General features: G+C 70.7%; 16 protein-coding genes. 7 read left to right on the top strand and 9 right to left on the bottom strand.

From position 1 onward, the window contains the following. Nucleotides 1-5 precede the first annotated feature (5 nt). The 4 genes from ABD652_RS01285 to ABD652_RS01270 form a co-directional block, all read right to left on the bottom strand. Nucleotides 6-2,186, bottom strand: a complete 2,181-nt coding sequence (locus ABD652_RS01285; RefSeq protein WP_153143426.1) for an ATP-dependent DNA helicase UvrD2 — start codon at nucleotides 2,184-2,186, stop codon at nucleotides 6-8. Continuing rightward, nucleotides 2,183-3,238, bottom strand: a complete 1,056-nt coding sequence (gene nudC, locus ABD652_RS01280) for an NAD(+) diphosphatase (protein WP_344717390.1) — start codon at nucleotides 3,236-3,238, stop codon at nucleotides 2,183-2,185. The genes ABD652_RS01285 and nudC overlap by 4 nt, the downstream gene beginning before the upstream one ends. A gap of 76 nt (nucleotides 3,239-3,314) precedes the next feature. Beyond that, nucleotides 3,315-4,496: a sensor histidine kinase gene (locus ABD652_RS01275; RefSeq protein ID WP_344717388.1), complete on the bottom strand. Its 1,182-nt coding sequence runs from the start codon at nucleotides 4,494-4,496 to the stop codon at nucleotides 3,315-3,317. A gap of 312 nt (nucleotides 4,497-4,808) precedes the next feature. Continuing rightward, complete coding sequence (locus ABD652_RS01270) at nucleotides 4,809-5,798, bottom strand: arsenic resistance protein (RefSeq protein ID WP_344717387.1); 990 nt, start codon at nucleotides 5,796-5,798, stop codon at nucleotides 4,809-4,811. A 199-nt stretch (nucleotides 5,799-5,997) separates the two neighbouring features. Here ABD652_RS01270 and ABD652_RS01265 point away from each other — a divergent pair, with 199 nt between their 5' ends. The 4 genes from ABD652_RS01265 (at nucleotide 5,998) to ABD652_RS01250 (ending at nucleotide 10,076) form a co-directional block, all read left to right on the top strand. After that, a complete protein-coding gene (locus tag ABD652_RS01265) occupies nucleotides 5,998-7,776 on the top strand; it encodes a phosphotransferase (protein WP_344717386.1) in 1,779 nt (592 codons plus the stop codon). Between the two features lie 259 nt (nucleotides 7,777-8,035). Further along, on the top strand, nucleotides 8,036-9,295 hold the full coding sequence (locus tag ABD652_RS01260) for an MFS transporter (protein ID WP_344717384.1): 1,260 nt from the start codon (nucleotides 8,036-8,038) through the stop codon (nucleotides 9,293-9,295). A gap of 152 nt (nucleotides 9,296-9,447) precedes the next feature. Continuing rightward, a complete protein-coding gene (locus ABD652_RS01255; protein ID WP_344717383.1) occupies nucleotides 9,448-9,681 on the top strand; it encodes a hypothetical protein in 234 nt (77 codons plus the stop codon). Nucleotides 9,682-9,848: 167 nt separating this feature from the next. Further along, entirely contained in the window at nucleotides 9,849-10,076 is a 228-nt protein-coding gene (locus ABD652_RS01250) for an SHOCT domain-containing protein (RefSeq protein WP_344717382.1), read from the top strand. A 197-nt stretch (nucleotides 10,077-10,273) separates the two neighbouring features. On the opposite strand, the gene ABD652_RS01245 is transcribed toward ABD652_RS01250, so the two are convergent. The 3 genes from ABD652_RS01245 to ABD652_RS01235 form a co-directional block, all read right to left on the bottom strand. Then, complete coding sequence (locus tag ABD652_RS01245; RefSeq protein ID WP_344717381.1) at nucleotides 10,274-11,209, bottom strand: HNH endonuclease; 936 nt, start codon at nucleotides 11,207-11,209, stop codon at nucleotides 10,274-10,276. Between the two features lie 64 nt (nucleotides 11,210-11,273). Beyond that, entirely contained in the window at nucleotides 11,274-15,050 is a 3,777-nt protein-coding gene (locus ABD652_RS01240; RefSeq protein WP_344717380.1) for an ATP-dependent DNA helicase, read from the bottom strand. Nucleotides 15,051-15,130: 80 nt separating this feature from the next. Further along, nucleotides 15,131-18,859, bottom strand: a complete 3,729-nt coding sequence (locus ABD652_RS01235; RefSeq protein WP_344717378.1) for a UrvD/REP family ATP-dependent DNA helicase — start codon at nucleotides 18,857-18,859, stop codon at nucleotides 15,131-15,133. A 174-nt stretch (nucleotides 18,860-19,033) separates the two neighbouring features. Here ABD652_RS01235 and ABD652_RS01230 point away from each other — a divergent pair, with 174 nt between their 5' ends. Next, nucleotides 19,034-19,747, top strand: coding sequence for a 3'-5' exonuclease (locus ABD652_RS01230; RefSeq protein ID WP_344717376.1), 714 nt, complete (start codon nucleotides 19,034-19,036; stop codon nucleotides 19,745-19,747). 36 nt (nucleotides 19,748-19,783) lie between these two features. Here ABD652_RS01230 and ABD652_RS01225 read toward each other — a convergent pair whose 3' ends face one another. Continuing rightward, nucleotides 19,784-20,764: an SUMF1/EgtB/PvdO family nonheme iron enzyme gene (locus ABD652_RS01225; protein ID WP_344717375.1), complete on the bottom strand. Its 981-nt coding sequence runs from the start codon at nucleotides 20,762-20,764 to the stop codon at nucleotides 19,784-19,786. 191 nt (nucleotides 20,765-20,955) lie between these two features. On the opposite strand from ABD652_RS01225, the gene ABD652_RS01220 reads away from it, so the two are divergent. Both ABD652_RS01220 and ABD652_RS01215 read left to right on the top strand, forming a co-directional pair. Further along, the gene (locus ABD652_RS01220) at nucleotides 20,956-21,720 is read left to right on the top strand and encodes a DUF6318 family protein (RefSeq protein WP_425574526.1); all 765 of its coding nucleotides are present in this window, start codon (nucleotides 20,956-20,958) and stop codon (nucleotides 21,718-21,720) included. Beyond that, nucleotides 21,717-22,802, top strand: a complete 1,086-nt coding sequence (locus tag ABD652_RS01215) for a hypothetical protein (protein WP_344717373.1) — start codon at nucleotides 21,717-21,719, stop codon at nucleotides 22,800-22,802. Before ABD652_RS01220 ends, ABD652_RS01215 begins: the two co-directional genes overlap by 4 nt. 123 nt (nucleotides 22,803-22,925) lie before the next feature. Here ABD652_RS01215 and ABD652_RS01210 read toward each other — a convergent pair whose 3' ends face one another. After that, entirely contained in the window at nucleotides 22,926-24,500 is a 1,575-nt protein-coding gene (locus tag ABD652_RS01210; protein WP_344717372.1) for a GMC family oxidoreductase, read from the bottom strand. Nucleotides 24,501-24,503 lie beyond the last annotated feature (3 nt).

Genomic DNA, 24,503 nt, shown 5'->3' with positions numbered 1-24,503 from the left:
CCAGCTCAGCCGCGGCCCTCGAGCACCGCACGCAGCGCCTCGCCGTGCTTCTCCAGCTTCCGCTCCCCCACTCCGGGGACTTCGAGGAGCTCGGCGCGGGTGGTCGGGCGCCGCTCGGCGATGACCTCCAGAGTGGCGTCGGTGAAGACCACGAAGGCCGGCACCTCGAGGCTCTGGGCCTGCTCGGCCCGCCACTGGCGCAGCCGTTCGAAGAGCTCCTCGTCGTAGCGGGCCGGGCAGTCCGCACAGCGCCGTCGTTTCACCTCGGTGCCTGTGGTCAGCACTTCCCCGCAGCTCGAGCAGGTCGCCGTCGACTTCCGCACCCGCGAATTCGGATTCGTCCGTCCCGACGACGGCGCGATCTTCCGCGTCGGCTCCTCCAGCCCGAGCTCGCGGCGCAGCGGGCGCAGGAACCGCGAGGGGCTGCGCCGCCCGCGGCCGCCGCTGTGCCGCGACCGGGCCGAGGAGAGGCTCAGGTACTTCCGCGCACGGGTGATGCCCACGTAGAGCAGCCGCCGTTCCTCGTCGATCTCGCGCTGCTCCTTGGCGAAGGTGATCGGCATCAGCCCCTCGGAGAGCCCGGCGAGGAACACCGCGTCCCACTCCAGTCCCTTGGCCGAGTGCAGCGAGGCCAGCGTGACGCCCTCCACCGTCGGAGCGTGCTGGGCGGCCGAGCGTTCCTCCAGCTCGGCGAGGAACTGGCGCATGGTGAAGTCCTCGCGCTCGGCGTCGAGCTGGTCGGCCAGCGAGACCAGCGCGGCCATCGACTCCCAGCGCTCGCGCACCGCGCCGGTCGACTCCGGGGCCTCGCGGCGCCAGCCGTGGGCGGAGAGGATGTCGCGGACGGTCTTGGGCACCGATTCCTCGGATTCGGCCACCAGCGAGGAGGTGCGCAGCGCCGCGATGGCCTCGCGGACCTCGCGCCGGGAGAAGAACCGTTCGGAGCCGCGCAGCTGATAGGAGACTCCGACCTTGGCCAGCGCCTGCTCGATCGCCTGGGACTGGCCGTTGGTGCGGTAGAGCACCGCGACCTCGCCCAGCGAGACCCCCGAGCGCTGCAGCCCGGCGATCTGGTCGGCGATCCAGGCGGCCTCGGAGTCGTCGTCATCGTGCAGGGTGATCTGCGGGTCCGGGCCGTGCTCGCGCTGCGAGACCAGCCGCAGCGGGTCCGGCCAGGCCGGCACCGTCTCGCCGGTGTCGCGGCTGCGCGCCTGCAGGCTCGCCTGCTCGCGGGTGCGGTCGGTCAGCAGCCCGTTGGCCAGCTGGACCACCTCCGGCGTGGAGCGGTAGTCGCGGACGAGCTTGACCACCTTCGCCTCGGGGTGCCGGCGGGTGAACTCCAGCAGGTACGACGGCGTCGCGCCGGTGAAGGAGTAGATGGTCTGGGCGGCGTCGCCGACCACGCAGAGCTCGTCGCGGCCGCCGAGCCAGAGGTCGAGCAGCCGGTGCTGCAGCGGCGAGACGTCCTGGTACTCGTCGACGACGAAGTGCCGGTACTGCTGGCGGACCTGGGCGGCGACGCGCTCGTCGTCCTCGAGGATGCCGACCATCAGCAGCAGCACGTCCTCGAAGTCGATCAGGTGCTTGTCCAGCTTCACGTCCTCATAGGACTGGTACAGCTTGGCGAAGGTGCGGTGGTCCACTCCCCCGGGCTCGGCGCGGCCGGCGGCGACCTCCAGGTACGAGTCCGGCGTCAGCGTGGAGACTTTGGCCCATTCGATCTCCGAGGCCAGATCGCGCAGCGCGGCCCGGTCGGTGGTGATGTGCAGCCGCCGGGCGGCCTCGGAGAGCAGCCGCACCTTGTGGTCGAGGATCTCGGGCATCGTCCCGCCGATGGCCATCGGCCAGAAGTACTGCAGCTGGCGCAGCGCGGCGGCGTGGAAGGTCCGCGCCTGCACTCCGGGGGCGCCCAGCGAGTTCAGCCGCGAGCGCATCTCGGCGGCCGCGCGGGCGGTGAAGGTCACCGCCAGCAGCCGATGCGGGTCGTAGACCCCGGAGCGGACCCCGTAGGCGATGCGGTGGGTGATCGCCCGGGTCTTGCCGGTGCCGGCGCCGGCGAGGATGCACAGCGGCCCGGTGAGCGTCGCCGCGGCCTCGCGCTGCTCGTCGTCGAGTCCGGCGAGCACCGCCTCCGGCGGCTGTGCCGCCTGCGCGTCTGCTCCTGCGGGCTGCGCGGACGCCGTCATCGGCGATCGCCCCCTTCGTCTCGTCGGTGGTCTCGGCTGCGGTCTCGACTGTCGGACGCCGGCTGCGGGCCGGTGCGCGGACCGGCGTCATCGATCCGGCCGCCGTGCCAGTGCTCGATCAGCGCCCGGGAGATCGACGAGCGCGGCGGCAGCCCGATCCGGCCGGCGGCGGTCTCGGCGGCGAGCTCCTCGCGGGTGAACCAGCGGACGTGGCGGATCTCCTCGCGGTCGGCGACGGCTCGCTCGGCGTCGTCGACCACCGCCAGATGTCCCAGCATCAGCGAGCGCGGGAACGGCCAGGACTGCGAGCCCAGGTAGCGGACCTCGACGACGTCGACGCCGGCCTCCTCGGCGACTTCGCGGGCGACGGCCTGCTCGACCGATTCGCCGGCCTCGACGAATCCGGCGAAGGTCGAGTAGCGGGAGGCGTCCCAGCGCACCGCCGAGCCCAGCAGCAGCCGGTCGTCGCGGTCGACGACGGCGGTGATCACCGCCGGGTCGGTGCGCGGGAAGGACTGGGCGCCGCACTGCGGACAGGCGCGCATCCAGCCGGAGCTGCGGATCTCGGTGGCCGCTCCGCAGGCGGCGCAGAAGCCCGCGGCGCGGTGCCAGGCGAGGATCGCGACGGCCTGGGTGAGCAGCCCGGCGTCGACGGCGGCCAGCTCGGCGGCGTCGCGGCGCAGCATGATCGTCGAGACCATCTCCGCGGCGGCGTCGGCGTGGTCGTCCTCCGGCTCTTCGACGGCGAGGACGTGGACGCCGCCGGACGCGTCGGCGGCGGGATCGACGGCGAGATCGGCCGCGGGCACCTCGCCCAGGTAGACGGCTCCGTCCGGCAGCTCGCCGCGCGCCGGCTCCAGCACCGGCCGCGCGCCGTCCGCGGTGCGGCGCACCCGGTCTCCGGCAACCCGCAGCACCCGCGTCTCCGGGCGCCGCCAGACCTCGGCCAGCCAGTCCTCGCGCTGCCGATCGGCGTCGTGCCGGTCGATCCGGTGGCCGGTCTGCGGCAGAGCGAGAGGGCCTTCATCCAGGGCCGAGCTGACGACGTGCATGTCCTCCAGCGTATCGCTCCGATGCGCCCCCGACGCATCCGGAGCGCGGCTGTGCAGGAGCCGGCCCTCCGGAGCCTCAGCCCTGTCCGCGCAGCGGCAGCCTCGCCGAGACCAGCCAGCGTCCGTCGGCCGGGCCCCAGCCCAGCGTGCCCTCGAAGACGCGCAGACGCTCCTCCATCCCGGCGAGCCCCATCCCGGCGCCGGCGGTGTTGCGCTCCGCCTGCTGATCCGGGATCGGGCTGGAGACCTCGACGCGCATCTGCCCGTCCTCGGCGACGACCTCCAAGGACACCTCGCCCTCGCCCGGGCCGTGCTTGAGGATGTTGGTCACCGACTCCTGGACCACCCGCAGCACGGTCAGCTCCAGCGAGCGCTGCAGGTCCTCGGGCGCCTCCAGGCGCAGCCGGACGGTGTAGCCGCCCTCCTCGAGCCGCTCGCCGAAGCGCCGCAGCGCGTCCAGGCCCTCGCCGCCGTCGGGCGCGTCCGCGCCGTCGGACCGCTGGCTGCCGTGCAGCGCGACCAGCAGCCGCCGCAGATCCACCAGCGACTGGCCGGCCGCCTCCCGGATGGTGCGCTGCACCGAGCGGCGGGCCTCGGGCTCGTCGAGCATCTCCAGCACCGAGCACTGCATGGCGACCACCGTCATCCCGTGGGCGACGACGTCGTGCATCTCCGAGGCGATCCGTCGACGTTCGGCGGCGACGGCCTCCTCGCGGATCTCGGCCTGGCGGTCCAGGTCCTGTACGATCCGCCGCACCCGGGCGTCGTGGGCGCGGAAGTACCAGCCGATGGTGGTGCCGAGCAGCACCAGGAAGAAGGAGACCAGCACGACGGCGACCGGATGGCCGACGCGCAGCACCGCCGCGGCCCAGACCAGGTAGAGGATCGCGCTGAAGGCGGTGAAGCCCCAGGTCGCGGTGCGCGCCAGGCAGGCGGCGATGAACACGAAGCCCATCGCGAAGTTCATCGGGTACCAGTCGGCGACGGTGCCGAAGGCGAAGACGAACATCAGCAGCGCCCCGGCCGGCGCGGAGATCGAGGCCAGCACGATCAGCAGCCCGACCACGGCGACCTCGGCGAAGCCGTCCCGGCCGACGCCGGCGGTGGTCTCGCCGAACATGCCCAGCGCCGAGGCGAGCTCGAGCGCCAGATACGCGACCAGGAATCCCCAGATGATCAGTCGGGTGCGCCAGCTCAGCGGCGGCGCACTGAGATGGCGGCGCAGCGAGCGGCCGATGCGGGGCAGCACAGGGTCCATCAGCGGCCCTTCCTCGGCCTCTCCGGCGCGGCGGTCGTCTCCGGGATCACAGCAGGCATCCTACGCACCGTCGGCGACGACACCGGCATCGATCGCCGCCGTCGGGCCGCCGGATGGTCACCTGCCGGTCACCCGAGGGGAGCCGGCAGGTCTGGTCCCCGTCACCGTCCTGCAGGAGACTGGCACCGGAGACTGACCGTCTCGCCATCACACTCGCATCCCCCGAGAGGAGAGGTCCGATGAACCTCCTGACATCTGTGGCCACCCTGCTGTCCACTGTGACCGCCGCCGGCGACCCGTTCTACTGCTGGGTCATCCCCTGCCCCTGAGGCGCTGCGGCACCAGCCGCGGCACCGCCCGGACCATGAGCACCAGGAGCACCAGCTCGACCAGGGTCTGGGTCACCACCACCAGTGCGGCGAGCGCGAACCGGTCCGGCAGAGCGAGCACCAGCGGCAGCACGACCAGCGAGTTGCGCGTCGCCCCGGAGAAGATCACCGCCCGCCGGCCGGCGACGTCCAGACCGGCCAGCCGCCCGACGGCCAGGCCGAGGACGACCATGATCGCCGCGAAGAGCACATAGAGCGGGATCACCTGCAGCAGGGCGGCGAGCTGATCGGCGACGGCGGCGATCTGCGAGACCACCACCGTCGCCAGGGTGAGCATCATCAGCGGCACCATCGCCCCGGATCCGGCCTGCGCCAGCGCCGCCGCCGGCCGCGTGCGCCGCGCGGCGGCCTGGGTGATCCAGGCCGCCGCCAGCGGCAGCACGATCAGCAGCACGAAGGCGGCCAGGAAGGGCTCCGGAGACAGCGTGGCCAGCGCCTCCGGCCCGGCGAGCAGCCACAGCGCCGGCGGCAGCAGCGCCATCTGCCCGATCATCAGCAGCGGCGTGGTCGCCAGCAGCCGCTCCTGCGCTCCCCCGGCCAGCCCGGCGAAGACCACGACGTAGTCCACGCACGGGGTCAGCAGCACGAAGAGCACGCCGAGCAGCACCGCCGGATCGTCGGCGACGGGCCGGGAGAGCAGCCACACCACCGGCGGGACGAGCAGCAGATTGACGCCCAGCGCCGCGGCGAGGAAGCGACGGTCGCGCACGGCACGCCCGACGGCGGCCGCCGGGACCTCCAGGAAGGTCGCGTAGAGCAGCAGCCCCAGCCCCGGGTGGATCAGCACCTCGGCGACGCCGGCCAGCGACGGCGCGGCCAGTCCGACGACGGCGCCGGCCACCAGCGCGGCGAGGTACAGCGGCACCTGGCGGCGGCGCATCCAGGAGCCCGCGGGCACGGCGGAGTCGGTCATGCCTGCGATTCTTCCAGCCCGGACACACTCCCTGCCGCGCTCCCGGGCGCCCTCCCTGACGGCCACCCGGATGATCCGCGTCCGCGGCGCGCCGTCGACGGTCGCCGGACCGCCGTCGGACCGCCGCCGGGGAGGCGATTTCGGGGAAACACCGTGGCCCATCGTGCCGTCGCCGGTGACGTCCCATACGCTGGGGTGCGTGCGATGGACTTCGATGGAGCTGGCGGCGATGGCCACCGCCGCCGTGCCGGGACTCTCCCCCACGGGTGTGGCCGCGGCCGCCGACGATGCGCGGGACTTCACCTCGGCGATCGTCGTCGACGTCGAGGGCGGCCGCTGGCGCGTGCGCTCGCCGCAGCACCAGGAGGCCGCGATGCGCCTGGAGACCGAACTGCAGGTGCTGCGCGGCTTCTCCACCGGCATCCGGGCGGAGCTGCCCTTCCGACTGCCCTCGGTGGCCGGCGCCGTCCGCCGCGGCGAGCTGCGCACCTTCGTCTACAACCACCTGCCCGGGGACTCGGCGGAGCTCGAGGAGCTCAACCGCGGCCCGGCCGAGATGATCGACGACATCGGCGCCACCATCGCCGCGATCCATGACCTGGACGAGAACGTCGTCGACGACGCCGACCTGCCGCGCTACTCCGCCGAGCGCTTCCGCCAGCGCCGGCTCAACGAGCTCGACCAGGCCGCGACCACTGGCCAGATCCCCTCGACGCTGCTGCGCCGCTGGGAGCACGCCATGGAGGAGCGCGAGCTCTGGGACTTCACCCCGACGGTCACCCACGGCGATCTGCACGAGGACGCTCTGCTGATCGACGAGCAGCGCGTGGTCGCGGTGACCGGCTGGACCGACCTGCACATCGGGGACCCGGCCGCCGACTTCGCCTGGCTGACCGCCTCGCCGGAGGTGGAGTTCTCCGACGCGGTGCTGGCCGCCTACCGCTCCCACCGCCGCGGGCCCTCGGACCCGCACCTGATGCGCCGGGCGGCGCTCTCGGCAGAGTTCGCCCTGGCCCAGTGGCTCGTGCGCGGACACGCCACCGAGAACCAGGAGATGGTCGACGAGGCCCGCGAGCTGCTGCGCCAGCTCGAGGAGGACGTCCTCGCCCACGGCGGGCAGCCGATCTCGCTGAGCTCGCCGGACACCGGACCGACCGACGCCGTCGACCCGGCCGGTGCGAGTGGTCAGACCGACCAGGCGGGGCACGCCGGGACGCAGGACTCGAAGCCGGTGGCCCGCCCCGGGGCGGCGGCCACCGTGGCCGACACCGGCGACTGGTCCGACTCCGGCGTCGGCGACGACGAGCCGGCCGTGATCACCGACGCCAGCGCCGACGAGCCCGAGCACGACGCACCGCTCGAGGAAGCCGACGAAGAAACGGGCGAGGAAGCGGGCGATTCCTCCGCCGGGACGGCCGCGCCGGCGACCGAGCCCCGGCCGCAGTCCGAACCGGACGCCGAGCGCTCGCCGTCCGTGGCGGACGAGGGCGCCCAGCACACGGCACCGGTGCCGCGCCCGCAGCAGCCTGCGGCGGCCGAGGAGCAGCCCACCGGCGAGATCCCGCCGCTGGGCTCCGGTGCGCCCGACGACGGCGACGCCGCCCTCGCCCCGGACGAGCAGCCCACCGGCGCGTTCCCCGCCGTCGCCGCAGAGGAGCCGGAGCACACCGCCGAGTCCGCTGAGAACGCCGAAACCACCGAGACCACCGAGACCACCGGACCGATCACCGGGGAGCTTCCCATCGCCCCCGACGAGGACGCCGACCGGCGAGCCCGGGAGAAGCGCTTCTTCCCGTCGCAGAGCTCCTACTCCGCCGAGGAGCCGGAGGACGCGGCCGAGCCGGCGCAGCAGGAGGAGCAGGAGGACGCGACGTCCGAACCGGAGGCGCCGTCGTCGTCTTCCCGGCCGAGCCGGCTGACGGACACCTCCGACTCGGTCTACTCGACCTTCCCGGGTCTGCGCCCGCCGAAGTCCTGAGGCCCGCTCCCCTGCCGCGGCCGACTCGCTCCCCGGGCCGGCCGTGGTCTCCGCGACGACGTCCGGCCGCGGCGTCGGCGGGCTCCGTTTGATCTGTCTCTCATCGGGCGTGTGCGGGGAATGGCGTCCCCGCCGCGTCGGTTGGGGACTGTTGCGCTGCACATCGGTGTGCGGGGCCGAGCCGTGCCACGGCTCCGACTCTGACGCTGCGATCCGCCGGGCAGGCGATCGCTCCGACGACCGATGAAAGGGCTGCTGCTTGGCAACCTCGACCCAGACTCCCGACCACGACGGCGCCCCGCTGGTCACCGATGCTCCGCGCTTCTCGCGCAAGCAGGTGGTGCTGGCGATCCTCGCGCTGGCCACCGGCGGCTTCGCGATCGGCACGACCGAGTTCGCGATCATGGGGCTGCTCCAGGAGGCCGTGGCCGATCTGGGCGTCACCCGCTCGCAGGGCGGACTGCTGATCAGCGCCTACGCGCTCGGCGTCGTCGTCGGCGCTCCGGTGCTGGGACTCTTTGGCGCCACCCGCGAGCGGCGCAGCTACGCGCTGATCCTGCTGGGGCTGTTCACCGTCGGGCATCTGCTGAGCCTGATCGCGCCGAACTACGAGCTGATGCTCGTCGCCCGCTTCATCTCCGGGCTGCCCCACGGGGCGTTCTTCGGCGTGGCCGCGCTGATGGCCGCGCATCTGGCCGGGCCGACCAAGCGTTCCCGGGCGATCGCCGTGGTGATGGGCGGTCTGGCCGTCGCCAATGTCATCGGTGTGCCCATCGTGACCTGGGCGGGCCAGCAGTTCGGCTGGCGCTGGATGTTCGCCATCGTGATGCTGCTGGCGGTGATCACCATGATCGCCGTGGCCACGCTGACCCCGCGCCAGGAGCCGCATGCCTCGGCCTCGAAGCGCGGCGAGCTCAAGGGCCTGGCCAACCGGCGGCTGTGGGTCGGCATCGGGCTCTCGGTGATCGGCTTCTCCGGGATGTTCGCGCTGTACTCCTACATCTCGCCGGTGATGACCGACGTGACCGGCCTGGATGCGTCGTATCTGCCGTGGGTCGTGGGGCTCTATGGCTTCGGCATGGTCTGCGGCAACTTCCTGGGCGGCTGGAGCTCGGACAAGACCGTGCTGGGCACTGTGGTGCTGGCGATGGGCCTGGTGGCGGTGTTCATGGTGCTCTTCGCCGCCACCGCGCACGTGGTGGTACCGGCGCTGCTCTTCCTGTTCCTCGTCGGCGTCTCCGCCTCCGCCCTCGGCCCGGCGATGCAGACCCACCTGATCGACGCCACCCCGAACTCGCCGCAGCTGGCGGCCTCGCTGCACCATTCGGCGTTCAACGCCGCCAACGCCCTCGGTGCGGCCATGGGCGCGGCCGTGATCGACCTCGACTGGGGCCTGCGGGCGCCCAGCTACGTCGGCTCGATCGCGGCGGTCATCGGCGTGGCCATCACGATGTATGCGGTGGTTCTGGCCCGCCGCGCGCACCCCGGACAGCCGGTGCTGAAGCCAGTGCGGGGGTGAAGGGGCGACTGACAGCGCTAAGCGTTACGTGAACTTCGGGGTTTGGGTGGAGTTCACAACCCATATCGACGCAACCTCAGGAACGCCTGGACCAGGCGATCACCACGCATTCTGGCAGTTGCAGCGCTCCGTTCCATAGGCATAATAGGGACATGAGCGAAGACACCTCGCCGGGATCTGGCAAGAAACAGGGGTTCTGGGCCAAAGTCGCTGCGGACGCGAAGAAGGCCGCTGAAGAGAGCGATGCGCGAGCGCTACGGGCGCGCGAGAAGGTTGGCAACCTCGTGATAACGCAGTCTTTCGGCGGGTCGACGGTTGAAATTTACGACCGTGGGTACGTTCGAGTTGCCCCTTCATCTCGAAGAAGACCCCGTACGAAAAGCTGAAATCAATCAAACACTCCTTCCAGGTCCAGGACAAGAGCGCCGGTGGTCGTGCACTTACGGGACTGGCCACAGGGGGAATCAACTATCTCGCTTCAAACGAGAAGCGAACGATATTCCTTACGCTCGTAACGGACAAGCGAGTTCACACGTTGAAGGCTACGGGGTCCGTGGGACGCACCGATGACAAATCGGCACTTGGACTCGAGACGGCCGGTCGCGGCGTCTTGGATTCTCTGGATACGCCAACGGCGACACCACCGACAGCCCCTGCGCCTTCCAACGAATCGGCCGATGCGCTTGAACAGCTCAAGAAGCTTGGCGAGCTACATTCTTCAGGAGTTCTTTCTGACGAGGAATTCGCGTCGAAGAAGGCAGAGCTGCTCGACAGGTTCTAGCACTCCGCTGCACTTGGATACCCCACGCTGTACAGCGGTGGGCAGCTGCCACTCACGCCTCACACCACATTCGACACATTCCGCGGGAGCTGAAATCGAGCGCCGCAGATTTCCAGGTCAACGACGCGGCGTTGTGAATACACTGACTCCCCCGCGGAGGGCTCCCCACCCCAGAGACTCGATGACAGCCCCTGGGATTAGACAGCCGCCTTGAACTGCTCAAACCGGTGAGCAAGCAGTTCACGCTGGGGACGCTCGGGGGTCTTCTCCGGGACAACACGCAGCCTCTGCCCGTGATGGCTCTGAAGTCCATACTTCAGCATTGGCCCGTCAATTTCGTGCAAGATGTCTTCGCGGATGTGCACTGTGTAATCCGGATCCACACCCAGGACGTGACTGTCGAAGGCTGAATGGTGGATCTTGCACAGGGCGAGACCGTTCTTCACCGCGGCAATTCCGCCCGCTTCCCGATCGCCGATGACGTGGGCGGCGTCGAGTAGTTCACCGTGCTTCAATGCGCATACCGCACAGGTGGTTCGATATGCAGTCATCACCAATGCACGAAAATCGCGCTGGTGTTCGCGAACCTCGACTGTTCGTGAAACATAGCTTTTTCCGACTTCACTCTTTGCTGCGAATTGGAAGTCCACTCGCCCCGTATCCGGGTTCGCGCCACTCACGTCGATCAGATACTGACGCTGCTTGGAGTCGTAGCCAATTACGTAGATGGGGAAAGTCGCACGGTATATCCCCTCGGCTATGCCCTTGAGGTACACCATGGGAAGCCGGTGCTCATACGCTCGCCGAACGTTGGCATTGTCCTCGTCCTGTGAGGCTTGTTCGCTGTACCGGAGATACCCCTCTTCTGAATAATCGTCGTTGTAGACGAATGGGCGGTCATTCCGGTTACGAGGAGGAGAGCTCTTAAGGGAGAGCGCACCCACCATCTCCTTGGGCTTAAAGATCCCCCGCTGACGGTTCGCCAGGACCACACCCCATGGGTTCATCTCTTTGAACTTGAGAATGTCTTGCCACGTGATTGTGGTCTGCTGGCCGCCTGTCATCTGGTTCAGCCAGTCGAATGCCGTTTGTCGCACACGCGCGTCCCACGCAAGCTGCTCTTCTGTCGGCATCCGATGTCTCCTTCCCTAACGAAGCCTCAGGCCTCAGCATCGCACGAACTGACGCGGTTGCCGCTCACTCCGCGAAGTGTCGCCGCGCCGAGCGGATGATCTGCCGCAGCTGGTCAGCGTCGGGCAGATTCTCCGCATGCACCGGTGTGCGGTGATCCACGTAGTAGAACGAGGCCTGGATCTGCCCCAGGTCCACTCCGTAGTTCAGGCTGAACGCCAGCCGGTAGATCGCCAGCTGCAGCTGTTTGTTCCGCAGGTCCTCGCCCTTGGGCACGCGCCCGGTCTTCCAGTCGACCAGGTGCCAGCTGCACCGGCTCATCAGCGCGTTGCGCTCGTCGCGGGGCAGCATCTGCCAGCGGTCGAAGTCGGCGGTGAGCACGTCGTCGCCGTCGGCGGTGGTGCCGAAGACCGCGTCGATGCGCCCGCTGATCGTCACCCCGTCCAGCGAGGTCTTCATCGCGATCTCCATCGCCGCCATCTGCCGGCTCCCCCACGGCGAGACCTCCAGCGCCTCGCGCACCTCGGCGATGCCGAAGGCCTCGTCCAGGTGTTGGTCGCCCTCCAGCGGGTCCTCCACGCCGTCGAGGCCGGCCTTGTGACCGTAGAAGTCCTCGATGAAGGCGTGCACCGCCGTGCCCCGTCGCATGACGTGGGAGGGCTTCTTCGGCACCGGCCGCAGGTACTGCTGGGCGACGTCGGCGCTGTCCTTCTCCAGCTCCACGAACCGCGAGGTGCTCAGGTTCTGCGGCATATGAGGCCGGCCGACGGGCCGACGGGCCGCCAGGAACCGGTCGACCACCCACTGGGCCTCCTGCTCGACCTCGCTGGCCGGATCCGGCTGCACGCCCTCGGCGACTGCGCGACGGACGTCCTGCAGGCTCGCTTCCACCGCCGGACGGCGCGTGGTCGGTGCGGGTTCGGCGTCGTCGACCGGCTCCAGCTCCGGGGCGCGCCAGGGCTGGTCGGCGAAGCGGCGCTCGGCGTAGCGGCGCACCGGGGTGGTCGCCAACGGGTCGATCGGCCAGTCCACGCCGAGCTTCTCCGCACCGCGGGGGTTCGGCTCATTCGTGAACTCCTTGGCGATCGCCTCGGCGTCCGGGTCGTCGAACTCCTCGAGCAGCGGATCGGCGACCTCCTCAGGCAGCCGCAGCTCCCGGGACTCGCCGGTCTCCTCGTCCTGATCGGTCAGCCACTCGACGCCGTCGACCTCGGCCAGCTCGCGCAGGAACGCCGACGGCAGATCCCCCTTCGTCGCCCCGTAGAACCGCGCCCCGGTGGCCAGCAGCAGCCGCTCCGCCCGGGTGACGGCCACATAGGCCAGCCGTCGCTCCTCCTGCCGGGAGAACTCGGCGACCTGCTCCTTGAAGGACTTCACCTGGGACTCGTCGATGCCCAGGCGCTCGGCCTCGGCCTGCTTATAGCCCTTCGGCGGCTTCGAGGAGGCCGCAGCCGACCACATCGCCACCGTCTCCTGGTCGCTCTGCCACTGCGGCAGGCTCTCGGCGTCCCCGCGCAGCGGCCACGGCAGCTGGCCGTTCTTCCCCAGCCACTGGTCGGAGCGGTCGGAAGGGAACTGCCCCTCGCGCAGACCGACGACGGCGACGACCTCCCACTCCAGCCCCTTCGAGGCGTGGACGGTCAGCAGCTGCACCGCCCCGGGCGTCGGCTCCACCGGGGCCTGGTTGAGCCCGTTCTCCTGGTCTTCGGCAGCGTCGACCCATTCCAGGAAACCGGTGAGATCCGCCCGGCCGGGAGCCTGGGCGACGAAGGACTCGGCGTGCTGGATCAGCGCATCCAGCTGGCGGGTGGCGGTGTGCTGCTCCTCCCCCGGCCGGGCGAGGACCTCGACGCCGAGCCCGGTGTCCTCGATGATCCGCTCGATCAGCGAGGACAGATCCAGGCCCGCGGCACCGCGCAGCCGCTGCAGATCCCGCTGGGCCGCGCGCAGCCGGGCCAGGCCCTCGGCGCTGAAGCCCTCCAGGTCACCGTGCTCGGACTCCTCCGGCAGCTGGGCCAGCGCCTCGACCAGCGAGGCCATCTCGGCGACCTCCTGGGCCGGGGCCGCGGCGTCGACGTCGTCGCCCGATGAGCTGCCGGCGGCACCGGCCTCGCCCGCGGCGCGCTCCTCGGCATCCCGCGTCGCCCGCTTCTCGCGACGCTTCACCAGCGAGGAGGCCATCCGGTTCAGCCGCATCAGATCCCGCGGCGGCACCTGGTACTTCGGCCCGGCCAGGATCCGGATCAGTGCATCCGATCGCGAGGCGTCGGCGATGACCTGCAGGAAGGCGATCACCTGCACGACCTCCGGGGTGGAGAGCAGCCCGGAGAGTCCGACAAACTCATAGGGCACTCCGCGGCGGGCCAGCTCCTCGGCCACCGTGCTCAGGTGGCTGCGCTTCCGGGAGAGCACCGCGGCGGTGGGCCGCTCGCCGGACTCCTCGCCGGCGGCGAGCTCGGCGGCGAGCTGGTCGGCGACGGCGGCGGCCTCGGCGTCGCCGGTCTCGTACCAGCCCAACCGCACCGCCCCGCGGTGGCCCTTGCCGGCGCGCAGCCGGGCGATCCGCCGTTGCTCCTGCTTATGCCGCTTCCACGACGGCGCCCAGCGCGGCTGGTGCTCGCGGAAGGGCTCGACCAGCCGGTTCGCCGCGTCCAGGATGACCTGCCCGTTCCGCCAGGCGCGGGTGAGCTGCAGCTGCTGCGGGACCCGCCGCGCCGTCGTCGCCGACTCGGTCCAGGTGAAGCGGTCCAGGAAACTGAACAGCTGGCCCGCCGAGGCGCCGCGGAAGCCGTAGATCGACTGGTTCGGGTCGCCGACGGCGGTGACGCCGATGCCCTCGACGCCGGCGAAGAGGCGGGAGAACAGCTCCAGCTGGGCGTGCGAGGTGTCCTGGAACTCGTCGAGCATGACCAGCCGGTACTTCTCCTGCTCGGCCCCACGGGCGGTGGTGCTTCCGGCGATGCGCACCGCGTGGACCAGCAGGTCGCCGTAGTCCATGACCTTCAGCTCGGCCTTCTGCCGGCGGTACTCCTCGGCGAGGTCGACGACGATCCGGCGGATGGTCAGGTTGTCGAGCAGCTTGTCCTCGGCCGCGCCCCATTGCTTGTCCCGATTGCCGGACTTGCCCCACGGCAGCGAGTCGACGCGGGCGATCTCGGCGTCCAGGAAGCTGCGCACCACGTCGAGATCCTCGATCAGGTGCTCGCTGCAGTCGCCGACCAGCTTCAGCACCTGACTGGCCAGGCTGCGCGGGCTGACCTCCAGATCGACCAGCTTCTGCGGGTCCGAGGGCTCATGCTCCTCGACCAGCCGCATCACGATCTGCCACGCATCGGCGTCGCTGATCATCGTGGTCTCCGGCTCCAGACCCAGCTGCAGCCCGTACTCCTGCACCAGCGAGTTCGCATACGAGTGGTAGGTCGCCACCGTCGGCGCCAGCAGCTCGACCAGTCCCCCGGCCCCGACGGCGGCGGCCGCCGAGCCCTCGGGCAGCAGATCGGCCGGGTTCAGCAGCCCCTTCTGCTCCAGGCGCCGCAGCTTGGCCACGATCCGTTCGCGCAGCTCGCCGGCGGCCTTGCGAGTGAAGGTCACCCCGAGCACCTCGTCGGGGCTGACCGCGCCGGCGGCGACCTGATGGACCACGCGGTCGGCCATCGTCGCGGTCTTGCCCGAGCCGGCGCCGGCGACGACCAGCATCGGCTCCAGCCCGGCCTCGATGACCGGGGCCTGCTCATCCTCGGTGGGCGGGAAGAAGGTGCCGTCGAGCGGCTCGTGCAGCATCTCGGCGAGGCCGGCGGCGCTGAGGCCGGAGCCGACGACGCCGGAGGCGGTCTGGGAGGTCATGGGCTCGTCGCGTCCTCTCCTGGGTGCTTCGGGGCAGGTGTTTCCAGCGGGTGCTTCCGGCGGGTGCTGGGGCTGACAGGTCATTCGAGCGGCTGGGTGACCTCGGTGCCGGAGGCGCAGAGCGGACAGAGCGCCCCGACCCGGCACTGCTGATCGCCGGGACTGTGCACCGCACGGAAGCGGGCTCCGGAGACCACCTCGGCGGCCTCGCGCAGCGCCAGCTGCGGCCAGTGCTCGACGCCGTCCGGCCAGTCGTCCTGGCGGTCGACGTCGGTGATCGGCTCCTGGCGGTACTCGATCCCCTCGATCTTCTTGCGGTCCTCGCCGACCTGCAGCAGCGCCGCGCCGAGCACCTCGCCGGTCAGCTCCAGCTCCACCGGGTCCTCGCCGCGGACGACGGTCTTCTCCTCGGCCGGGGTGGTGAGCATCGTCTGGTAGATGCCCAGCTGCAGGTGGCCGCAGAGCTCGCAGGTCTCGGGCTTGGTCCGGGCGCTGCCGGGCGGAGTGTGGTGCGCGCAGCGCCGCGGGGCGTGACGGCCGGTCTTATAGTCCAGGATGAAGAAGCGGCCGGTGGGCTCGCCGGCGTCGTCGACCTCGCGCTCCAGCCGGTCGATGAGACCGGAGACGGTGACCTCGCGCATCGTGCCGCGCACCGGCAGCTGGGACCCAGTGGTGAAGTGCGCCTCGGAGATGAGGTGCTGGCGGCCGGACTCCTCGGCGGCATGCAGGTACCAGGCGATCCGCTTGATCATCTCCTGGGCCCGGGCATACTCGCCGGCCGTGCGCCAGGAGTCGGGATCCAGGCCCAGCTCCGGCCAGCGGGAGGCCAGCGCGTCGAGCAGCATCTGCTGGGTCTCGTGCGGGCGCGCACGCGGCTCGGGGTGGTCCTCGGCGATGGAGTGGATCAGCAGCCCGAGGCTGCGCGCCTGGTCGGTCGGGGCGACGCCGCCGGCCCGCTGGGTGAACCACTGCAGCGGCTGGTTGAACGCAGTGTCCAGCGCCGAGGGCGAGAGCCGGATCGGCGCGCCGTCGTCGAGCTCGGCCTCGGTGATCAGCGGCTCGACCTCGCGCGGATCCACCGTCCCCCACCACTCCTCGGGGTCGGCGCCGGGGATGCGGTCGCCGCTGTGCGGATCCTCGGCGGAGGCCATCAGCGCCAGGGCTCGGGCGGCCTCCTGCGCCTGAGGCTCAGCGGTCTGCGGAGCATCGGCGCTGTGGTGATGCTCGAGTCGCCGGCGCAGCTCGGCGAGGAGCGTCGGTGCGGTCATCGCCCGCGGACGCGCCAGCTCCGAGGAGGGACGCAGCAGCGGCGGCAGGATCAGATCCAGCAGCATGCTGGGCGTCTCGTCGGTGTTCTCGATGCCGATGCCCACCAGCCGATGCTTCGCCCGCGAGACCGCCGCGGCGAAGAGCCGGTGCTCGTCCTGCAGGACCTGCAGCCGCTTCGCCCGCGTCGAGGCCGCGGCCGGATCGTCGCCGTCGACGACGTCGACCAGCCGGGAGGAGCCCAGCAGCTCGCCGCGCGGCGTCAGGTTCGGCCAGACCCCGTCCTGCAGCCCGGCGATGACCACAGTGTCGAACTCCTGGCCGGCCGCCGTCGCCGGGGTGAGCACGTGCACCGCATCCTGGGCCGTGGAGGCCTCGGCGAGGGTGTCCATGGGCAGCTCCATCTCCTCCATATGGGTGACGAAGCCGCTGACGCTGTGGCCGGGCAGCTGCTCGGCGTAGCGCTCGGCCGCCTGGAACAGCGAGACCACCGCATCCAGGTCACGGTGGGCACGGCGGGCCTCCTCGCCGCCGCGCGCCGAGCGGCGCACCCACAGCGCCTCGCGGCCGGAGGCCTGCCAGACCTCCCAGAGCAGATCGCCGGCGCCGGCGGACTCGCCCAGCTGCTCCCAGGCCGTCCGTGCGGCGGCGACCATCGCGCCGAGCCGGCGCAGTCCGGACAGCGCCGGGCCCTTGGTCGCCAGCGCCTCGGCGACGGTCGGATCCTCCGGAGCCGAGATCCCGACGGCGAGCAGCTCCTCGGAGTCGCGCTGGTCGACGGTCTCCGGGCGCAGCCGCCGCTCGGCGGTCAGCAGCCGCTGGCGGATGCGGCGCAGCGCCACCGAGTCCACTGCGCCGTAGGGTCCGGCGAGCAGCCGCTTCGCGTCGGCGCCGGCGAGCGGATCCTCGGCGGTGACCGCCCGCAGGATGCGCAGCAGCGGGGCGACGGCGACCTCCTCGTGCAGCACGATCTCGCTCATCGAGCGCCGCACCGGCACACCGTGGGAGTGGAAGAGCCGGGTGATCTGCTGGACCATCTGGCCGTTGCGGACGACGACGGCGATCTCGTCCAGCGGCAGCGGCTCGCCGGCGTCGCCGCCGCGGTGGTGCCGGTCGAGGACCTCCTGCAGGATCATCTGCTCGGCGTGGTACTGGCCGCCGACGACGGCGACGTGCACGCCGCGGCCGCGAGCGTCGACGTCGGCGGCGACGTTCAGCCTCCGGCCCGAGGAGGGCTTCTCCCCCGCGGCCGCGCGCCGCTCGGCCTCAGCGCGCTGGTCCTCGGCGAGCGCGTCCAGGCGCTGCTGGGCCAGAGTGGCCAGCTGCGCCCAGCGTCCGCGGTGGGCACGGCTGTCGCCGACGGCGCCGATGCGCTGCACGACCCGGCCGTAGACCTCGCCGACGGGCTCGTCGAGCCGGTGGTCGCCGTCGAGGGCGAGGACCTCCGGGGTGCGGCCGGGCAGCCCCTCGTCCGGGCGCATCGAGCCGCGCCGGCCGCGCAGGGTGACCGTCCCGTCGTCGTGCTCCTCCGGCGCCTCGGGCTCCTCCGGCGCTCCGGACTGGTCGGCGCCCTCGGCATGCTGCGCCTGGGCCGGACGGTCGCCGGTCGTGCCGGTCCAGTGGGCCAGCAGGTCCGGGCGCGCGCCGCGGAAGCCCTGGACGGCGACGTCGGGGTTGGCGCAGGCGACGACGCGGCGGCCGGCGCCGATGAGCCGCAGCAGCCGGTAGATGTTCGGATTGGCCTCCTGCAGGTCGTCGGCGAGGATCAGCCGCAGCCGGTCCTGCTCCTCGTGCAGCAGCTGCGGGCTGTCCTCCAGCACGTCGCAGGCGCGGCTGATCAGCCCGGCCGGGTCGAAGGCGTTGGGCGCGCGCTGGCCGAGCTGCTCGAGGTACTCGGCGTAGAGCCGGCCGGCCGGCAGCCAGGCCGGATCGCCCGGGCCGGCGCCGGGGGCGGCCTGCTCGCCCCAGGCGATGAGCTCCTCGGGGCTGACGCCGTACTCGGCGGCACGGTCGAAGAGCTCGCGGATCTCCTTGCGGAAGCCGGCGGTGGCGGCGGCCTCGCGCAGGTCGATGCGCACCGCCCCGCTGATCGGATCGGTGACCCGCCAGTCGATGGCGGTGTGCTCGGAGTCCAGCAGCGCGGCGATCTCGCGGTCCTGCTCGGCGCCGGAGAGCAGCCGCGGAGTCCGCGCGGCGAACTCCAGGAAGCCGCGGCGGCGGGCCTCGCCGAGCAGCCAGAAGGCATACGAGGCGAAGGAGCGCGAGGGCTGGTCGGTCAGCGAGCCGCCGTCGGGCTCCGCGGCCCACCGGGCCTCCAGCGCGTCGCGCAGCGCGGCCGAGGAGGCGCGCGAGGGCGAGAGCAGCAGCAGGTGGTGGGAGTCGCCGCCGGCGCGCAGGAAGCGCAGCGCCAGCTCGACGGCGAGCGTGGACTTGCCCGTGCCGGGCCCGCCGGTGACCAGCAGCGGGCCGTGGTCGCCGGCGGCGACGCGGTCGAGGACGGCCTGCTGGGCGGCGTCCGGAGTGACGGCGACGTCGAAGCTCATGGCCCACATTCAACCAGAGCCCTCCGACACGGTCCCGCCGCCGGACGGGATGACTCCGCGGCACGCGTGGGAATACCGGGGCTTTCCCACACCTGCCACAGAGCCATCCTGGGTCTCGCCGTCTGTGCGAGCGTCGTCCGCGGACGTGTCGGCGGCGGACGATACGCTGGAGGCGTGGATGAACCGGCACTCTTCGACCTCCCGACCAGCCGCCAGAGCTGGCACGACCGTCCGCGAGCGGGCTTCGACCTGGAGACCACCTCGCGAGACCCCCGCGTGGCCAGGATCGTCTCCGCGGCGGTGGTGACCGTCTACGCCGACGGTCGCCGCGAACGCGCCCGCGAATGGCTGGTCGACCCCGGTGTGGAGATCCCGGCCGAGACCACCGCGGTCCACGGCATCTCCACCGAACAGGTGCAGGCCGAGGGCCAGGACGCCGCCGAGGCGATCCCGCAGATCGTCCACGCAGTGCGCGAGCAGCTCGAAGCCGGCAATCCGGTGATCGTCTTCAATGCTCCGTACGACTTCACCGTGCTGGCCGCCGAGGCCGAGCGGCACGGCATCGACGTGCCGCTCCCCTCCCCGGTCATCGATCCGCTGGTCGTCGACAAGCAGGTCGACCGGTTCCGCCGCGGCAAGCGCACGCTGGGCCACGTCAGCGAGCACTACCGGATCACGCTCGACGACGCCCATTCGGCGACGCCGGACGCCTGGGCCGCCGTCGAGGTCGCCGGCGCGCTGGCGGCGAAGTATCCGCAGCTGCAGATCCCGGCCGAGGAGCTGCACGAGCTGCAGATCGGGTGGAAGGCCGAGCAGGCCGCCTCGCTGCAGGAGTACTTCCGCCGCACCCGCCCCGACGCCGTGGTGGACCCCAGCTGGCCGATGTGAGGCGGCGACGCCGGTGACGCCGGCGGCGCTGCCGGCTCAGCCGACGTCGGCGGCGATGCGGAAGCCGGTGTGGCCCAGGGTGGTGTCCGCCGTCGCCTGCGTACGTCCGGTGGTGCGGTAGCGGCGGCAGTAGTTCTCGTGGCACATGTAGGAGCCGCCGCGGGCGACCGGATTGCCCGTGGCGCCGAAGGTGCCGGCGGTCCACTCCCAGACGTTGCCGGTGGTGTTGTAGAGGCCGAGGCCATTGGGCTCGAAGGAGCGTGCCGGCATCGTGCCCGCCTCGCCGTGCGGGTCCTCCGGAAAGTCGCCCGGGAAGATGTTCATCCGCCTCACGCCCTCGGGATCGCGGACCGCGCCCCACGGGTAGGGCTGCTGGTCCAGCCCGCCGCGGGCGGCGTACTCCCATTCAGCCTCAGTGGGCAGCCGCGCGCCCACCCACTGGGCATAGGCCTGCGCATCGCGGTGGGAGACATGGGTGACCGGGTGGTCTTCGCGGCCTGCGGCGGTGCTGTCGGGCCCATCGGGGGCGAACCAGGTCGCGCCGCGGACCTGCCGCCACCACGGAGCCTCGGCGACCGCCGGCGTGCTCGCCCGCAGCTCGTCGGTGAGCCGCCCGGCGAAGACCATCGAGTCGCCGAAGGTCTCGGCATCGGTGCGGTGGCCGGTGGCGGCGACGAAGGCGGCGAACTCGGCGACGGTGACGCTGGCGGCTCCGATGGCGAAGGGCCCGACGGCGACCTCGCGGACCGGGCCCTCACCGTCGGCGGGGTAGGCCAGCTCGTCCTCGGATCCCATGCGGAAGGTGGTCGCGGACAGCCCGATCATCGTCAGCTGCTCCGGGGCGTGGGCGGCGAGGGCTTCGAGGAGCTCCGGCGAGGGACCGGAGACGGATCCCGAGGGCGACGTCGCGTCCCCGTCGCTGGAGGCCTCGGCCGGTGCGCTGCTGCTCGGCGCGCAGCAGGGGCTGGTCGGCTGACGAGGGGCATCGTCGGAAGAGGCGTGCTGGGCGGTGTCCATGGGCTGCTCCAGGGCGGATGCGTCGAGTCCGGGCGGGTTGGCTTCCAGCCTATCGGCCGGCGCCCGGGGCCTCGTCCACAAGCTGACCTGGCGGAGTTGCGGCGGCTGGTGTGGTCTCTAGACTGGCGGGCTGAGCGGCCTCCGCCCTGCCCGGTGGCCCCTGATCTTGCCGGAACGACGCGGGAGCCCCCATGACGCCTGTGGCCACTGAGACCGACCTGACGACCGACGACGGCGCCGCCCGCGTGCGCCGCCTGCCCCTGATGGGGGTGGTGCTCGCCGGAGCACTGCTGCTCAGCGCCTGCGGCGGGTCGCCGGAGGAAGGCGCTGAGGCCGGATCCGAGGAGCCGAGCGCGTCGTCCTCGTCTGAGGAGACAGGCGACGGCGGCTCGGGCGAGGAGTCTGCGTCGCCTGATGAGCCCTCGGGCACGTCTGGGAACGATGGTTCGAGCGAGGAGGGCTCCGGCGAATCGGTGCCGGCCTCGTCGGAAGGCCCTGCGGAGAACTGGTCGGAGCCTGCGGCTCCTGCGCAGCTCACGGAGAACAGCGAAGAAGGCGCAGAAGCAACCCTGAAGTACTGGTGGGAGCTCGACGCCTACGCCCGGAACACGGGCGACACGGACCCCCTCAAGGCGATTTCAGGTGACGACTGCACATTCTGCATCAATCGGGTGAACCGCGTCATCAAAACCTACGACGAAGGCGACTGGTGGACGCAGGAGTCACATAAGGTCGGCAGGGTCGGACTGACGAACCAGGGCGACGGTACCTTCAAGGGGCTGTTCGAGATCGATGAGGGGTCTTTCACCGCTTACTACGATACCGCCGAGGCTGAGCCCGTCGAAGGAGAAGAGGGACAGTCCTGGGGCGCTCTTCTGAAGTACGACGGAGAACACTGGGTTGTTCGAGACCTCAGCTCACTGCCTGACGACTCGAACACAGAAGACGACTCGTGATTTACAGCATGCGCATCAGAAATATCTGGAGCGCGTCGCTCGCTATCGGTTGCCTGATGATCGTCGGACTAGAATCTCCTGGGCGGGCAGATACGACAGAGCCTGCAGAAGTTCCTGAAAGTACAGCAGGAATCGGCGATAATGAGTGGGAACTCGAACTCGAAGATCAGTACACCGATGAGACTTCATACGAAGAATTAAACGACGACTCTCCCCCTGCCTCGGAAACCCCCAACACTACACCCTCGGCCGACAATGACATCGACCATGCCGAGACCCTCTACGATCTTCAGAATACCTGCATCGATGAAGAAACCCTGGAGTACAATATGATGTGCTCCAGCATCTACTTCCTGAACAAGCCCTGTGAGAATCAAGGAGATTATGAGGATGTCGAAGGCTACACTGTCCAGTGCGCCCCAGGCTGGGAATTAGAAGACGATCCCGGTGACGAAGAGAATGTCGATGAGCCATCACCGGCCACTGTGGCAGAGTCAGCTTTCATGTCGATGAGCCCTGACGCTCCGAGAGTGAGGTTCGAACCCCACCTCCTGGGATTCGGCTATAAGGGACGGCACACGAACATGTACGCCGAGGTTGACGAGCAGTCCATATCGGAAGAGTTTCTGGGGCAGACGGTAGAGATCCGGGCCTCGCCGGTGATCTATCACTGGGACTACGGAGATGGAATGTCGAGGACAACCACTGACCCTGGCGGGCCATTGCCGGAGCACGACGGAACGGGCGAAAAGATCAACAAGACGGACTTCGCCACCAAGACATCGCTCGTCTACGAGGAGACGGGCATCTATCCGGTGACTGTGACGACCGTCTACGTCGGCGAGTTCCGCTATGCCGGACGTGATTGGACAAGCCTCCCAGGCCAGCTCCGCGTCGAGTCCTCCCCCGGCGAGGCCGACATCTGGACCCAGAACTCCCGCTGGGTCTCCGGCGCCTGCGAGTCGCAGGACCAGTGGGGCTGCAACGGACCGGTGCAGTTCGATCCGTCCACGGATCGCCCGCCGAAGATCTATCAGGATCAGTACGACGAGAACGGCCGCTGGATCGGTCCGGTCAACTGACCTCACTCACCATCTGCTCTGCTCCACGTCGGGCAGCGCACGAGCCGCCCGAACGGCTGAGGGGCGCCGACGAGACAGTGCCCGTCGACGCCCCTCAGCCCGATCAATCCGGCACGGGGAGCCTCAGCGTGAGGCCTTGATCAAATCCGCGCAGCGCTCGCCGATCATCATCGTGGTGATGTTCGGGTTCACCGTCGTCAGCTCCGGCATCGCCGAGGCGTCGGCGACGCGCAGACCCTTCACGCCCTTGACCCGCAGCTCCGGGTCCAGCGGGGACATGTCGTCGTCGACCGCGCCCATCCGGACGGTGCCGGCCGGGTGGTAGACGGTGTTGTGGGTGCGGGAGACGTAGTCGGCGATCTCCTCGTCCGTCTGCACGTCCTTGCCCGGGTAGAGCTCCTCGCCGGCCCACTCGGCCATCGCCGGCTGCGAGACGATCTCGCGGGCCAGCTTGATGCCCTCGACGGCCACGCGCATGTCGTGGCCCTCGGCGTCGGTGAAGTACTTCGGGTCCACGTGCGGCTTGTCCCGGTAGTCCCGCGACCGCAGCCGCACGGTGCCGCGCGACTTGGCGTGGGTGATGTTCGGGGTCAGGCAGAACGTGTTCTCACTGGTGGGGTAGCCCTGACGCAGCGTGTGCATGTCGAACGGCACCGCCCCGTAGTGCATCATCAGGTCCGGACGGCCCGGCTTGTCGGACTCGCCGGTGCCCTCCTTGGTGTCGGCGAAGATGCCGATCTCCCACCACTGGAAGCCCTCCTCGATCATCGGCTTCTTGGCGTCCCAGCCGATGACCGCCTCCGGGTGGTCCTGCAGGTGCTCGCCGACGCCGCGGGAGTCCACGCGGGAGGCGATGCCGTGCTCGGCCAGATGCTCGGCCGGCCCGATCCCGGAGAGCATCAGCAGCTTCGGCGAGTCGATCGCGCCGGCGGAGAGGACGACCTCTCGGTTCGCGGTGATCGTGTGGGCCTTGCCGAAGGCCCCGCCGACCGCGGAGAGCCCGACGGCCCGGTCGCCGTCGACGAGGATCTCCTTCACCCAGGTGTCGGTGAGGATGGTGAGGTTCTCCCGGTCCAGGATCGGGTGCAGGTAGGAGACCGACGACGACGAGCGCGTGCCGTCCTCCTTGCGGTTGACCTGGAAGAAGTTCGCGCCCTTGACCACGGTCTCACCCGAGTTGAACTGCACCCGGGGGATGCCGGCCTGCTCGCAGGCGTCCAGCAGCGAGACGCCGCAGGGGTCGTGCGGCGGGATGGTCATCAGGTTCACCGGCCCGGTCCGGCCGTGGTGGTCGCCGGCGGCGTCGTTGGTCTCCAGGCGCTGGTAGAGGGGGTAGGTCGCCTCGGCGTTCCAGCCGGTCGCGCCCATCGACTCCCACTCGTCCAGGTCCTCCTTCGGCGCCCAGAAGGCGATGCAGGAGTTGTGCGAGGAGCAGCCGCCCAGCACCTTGGCGCGGGCGTGACGCATGAAGGAGTTGCCGTTCTGCTGCGGCTCGATGGGGTAGTCCCAGTCGTAGCCGGACTCGAGCAGCTCCATCCAGCGGTTCAGTTGCAGGACGACGTCCTTGTCGGCGTCGGTCGGGCCGGCCTCCAGCAGCGCGACGCTGACCCCGGGGTCCTCGCTCAGCCGCGCGGCGACCGCCGCACCGGCGGAGCCGCCGCCGACGACGACGTAGTCGAAAGTGGTGTTCTCAGTCATTCT

Source organism: Nesterenkonia halobia (assembly GCF_039536005.1).
GTDB lineage: Bacteria > Actinomycetota > Actinomycetes > Actinomycetales > Micrococcaceae > Nesterenkonia > Nesterenkonia halobia.
Note: the sequence above shows the minus strand (reverse complement) of the source record. Positions and strands in the feature narration are given on the sequence as shown.

Excerpts from the sequence above, each read along its gene's own strand:
- ABD652_RS01285 (WP_153143426.1), bottom strand. The coding sequence starts at position 2,186 with ATGACGGCGTCCGCGCAGCCCGCAGGAGCAGACGCGCAGGCGGCACAG.
- nudC (WP_344717390.1), bottom strand. The coding sequence starts at position 3,238 with ATGCACGTCGTCAGCTCGGCCCTGGATGAAGGCCCTCTCGCTCTGCCG.
- ABD652_RS01275 (WP_344717388.1), bottom strand. The coding sequence starts at position 4,496 with ATGGACCCTGTGCTGCCCCGCATCGGCCGCTCGCTGCGCCGCCATCTC.
- ABD652_RS01270 (WP_344717387.1), bottom strand. The coding sequence starts at position 5,798 with ATGACCGACTCCGCCGTGCCCGCGGGCTCCTGGATGCGCCGCCGCCAG.
- ABD652_RS01255 (WP_344717383.1), top strand. The coding sequence starts at position 9,448 with ATGAGCGAAGACACCTCGCCGGGATCTGGCAAGAAACAGGGGTTCTGG.
- ABD652_RS01245 (WP_344717381.1), bottom strand. The coding sequence starts at position 11,209 with ATGCCGACAGAAGAGCAGCTTGCGTGGGACGCGCGTGTGCGACAAACG.
- ABD652_RS01240 (WP_344717380.1), bottom strand. The coding sequence starts at position 15,050 with ATGACCTCCCAGACCGCCTCCGGCGTCGTCGGCTCCGGCCTCAGCGCC.
- ABD652_RS01235 (WP_344717378.1), bottom strand. The coding sequence starts at position 18,859 with ATGAGCTTCGACGTCGCCGTCACTCCGGACGCCGCCCAGCAGGCCGTC.
- ABD652_RS01225 (WP_344717375.1), bottom strand. The coding sequence starts at position 20,764 with ATGGACACCGCCCAGCACGCCTCTTCCGACGATGCCCCTCGTCAGCCG.
- ABD652_RS01220 (WP_425574526.1), top strand. The coding sequence starts at position 20,956 with ATGACGCCTGTGGCCACTGAGACCGACCTGACGACCGACGACGGCGCC.
- ABD652_RS01210 (WP_344717372.1), bottom strand. The coding sequence starts at position 24,500 with ATGACTGAGAACACCACTTTCGACTACGTCGTCGTCGGCGGCGGCTCC.